The 2,263-nt window shown below is 39.4% G+C and carries 1 protein-coding gene and 1 rRNA gene; both read right to left on the bottom strand.

The genetic code is table 11. The annotated features are described in order from the left end of the window. Positions 1–158 precede the first annotated feature (158 nt). Positions 159–1,532 carry an MFS transporter gene (locus FTT72_RS16055; RefSeq protein WP_180035039.1) on the bottom strand — a complete coding sequence of 458 codons (1,374 nt, stop codon included), beginning with the start codon at positions 1,530–1,532 and terminating at the stop codon, positions 159–161. A 631-nt stretch (positions 1,533–2,163) separates the two neighbouring features. Next, positions 2,164–2,263, bottom strand: a 5S ribosomal RNA gene (rrf, locus tag FTT72_RS16050); the annotation flags it as partial.

Genomic DNA, 2,263 nt, shown 5'->3' with positions numbered 1-2,263 from the left:
TTAATGGAGAAATCTAATCGGTATGTTATACCTGAGAGAAGAGTGAGGAGTTATCCAAGGGTTGTAAAAGGAAAACCTCAAAAATACCCAAGAAAAAGCCAGTCAATCTCTTAACTGACTGGCATTACATCAAATGACGGGCTTTTTAAATCTATGTTTTAGCTATACGAACGCTGTGTTTTCACTGAAGCCTTATTCACATTTTCTAAAGCGGCAACCTCTTCATCCGTTTGCGCTTTGCGAATAAAGAACACTGCAATCGCTGCGATGACTACTGGAATTCCCACGGCCATAAAGTTAATTTGATGTGGCAATTCTTGTGATAATAAATAGCCGATCAAAATCGGGCCAACAATCGCACCTGTACGACCGACTGCAGATGCCCATCCAATACCTGTCGAACGTACAGACAACGGATAGTACTGTGCAACATAGCTATACAGCAAGATTTGCGAACCAATTGCCGATGCACCTGCGACAGCAACCAAAAGATAGATCACAGGCTGTGGTGAATTAAAGCCGAGTAACGATAGTGCCACAGCACCTGCGAGACATAATGTAATGATCACCGGTTTTAAATGGAATTTGTCAGCTAAAATACCGCCGCCAATCGTACCAATCACCGCACCAATATTCATCGCCAATAGGAACGTCAAACTGCTACCTAATGAATAACCTGCGGCCATCATTAGTTTTGGTAACCAACTGCCTAATGCATAAAGCGTTAATAAACACATAAAGAAACACAGCCAAAACAACATCGTACTTACGCCACGACCTTGCTTATACAACGCTTTAACAGACGTTCCACCCGGAACCGCAACTTCAGTCAGTTCCAGTTGAGTATTTGCAGTCACGGTTTGTTCAGGTGCAATGGTTTGAATCATACGACGTGCTTCATCATGACGATTCACCTTCACCAAAAATGTGAGCGATTCAGGTAAAAATTTCCAAGCAAATGGCAACAGTAACAGTGGAATACCCGCAATGAAGAACATGATTTGCCAGCCATAATCCGCAGTAAACCATGAACCAAAGAGAGCCGCCATGATGCCACCCATTGCATAACCACTGAACATAGTGGTCACTAAAGTACTGCGTAGATGTTTAGGTGCATATTCAGATGTCAATGCCACAAGGTTCGGTAATACCCCACCAATGCCAAGTCCAGCAATAAAACGTAACGCGCCAAATTCCGTTGGATTTGATGCAAAACCGCCTAAAAATGTGAATGTACTGAATAAAAATACACAAATCATGATAACTTTTTTACGGCCAATCCTATCAGCCAAAGTACCAAACATCATGGCACCAAACATCATCCCTGCAAGTGCTGTACTCGCTAGCATACCTGCCTGAACAGCTGTTAATCCCCAATCTTTCATTAATAAAGGCAGCGCAACACCATTGATCGCTAAGTCGTAACCATCAAATAAAATAAGAATTAGACACCACATCATGATGCTGAAATGCGATTTTGTGAACTTAGCGTTATCGACAACGCTATTCACATTCATTGTGCTTGTAGACATTGAACCTCACCTCCAATTGTGAGTTTTATTTTTCGCTACAATGCCGTTTTTGACTGTAAATTGTCCAAAATTACAAAGGTATAGACCCATACCTTTCAGATATATCCATGTTGTTTGGGAATAAAATGTCATAAAAACTCGGATATTTTTGAAATATTTATACATAAAAAAGTCGATGGACTGCGGGTCTAGTTTTTATAATGATTAATTATCAATGTGTTATTAGAAGCTAAATCACAATCAGACGATAGATTATTTGATATGAAAATTGTCAGAATAAAACTCAAATTTTATAGAAAAAAATCGCAGCTCTACGATCTAAGTCGTAGATTTCTAAATCATAAGTCATCAGACATCACTTAAGTCGATAGTTAGACATTTAAACTGTTGTTTTAGCTGACTTACATTCAGATTTTCCGGCATTTTAAGCTGAGAATTACTTTAATTGATGATTTTTGAATGCGTTGATTGTCTAATAATCATCCATGTTTAGATAATTCAAGCCTCAATCTAACAATATTTTTATCATTTCCCTATTTTATCCTGCTGCTTTTCTTATTATTTTTTTCCCTTTTTTCACCACACATAAAAAAACACCCCCTGCACTAGTCAGGGGGTGTTTCGAATAATGAGCTGGCGATGACTTACTCTCACATGGGTAACCCCACACTACCATCAGCGCTAAGAGGTTTCACTTCTGAGTTCGGGAAGGGATCAGGTGGTTCACTCTT

The organism is Acinetobacter sp. YH01005 (assembly GCF_013420465.1).
GTDB lineage: Bacteria > Pseudomonadota > Gammaproteobacteria > Pseudomonadales > Moraxellaceae > Acinetobacter > Acinetobacter amyesii.
This window is presented reverse-complemented; position numbering and strand designations above follow the sequence as displayed.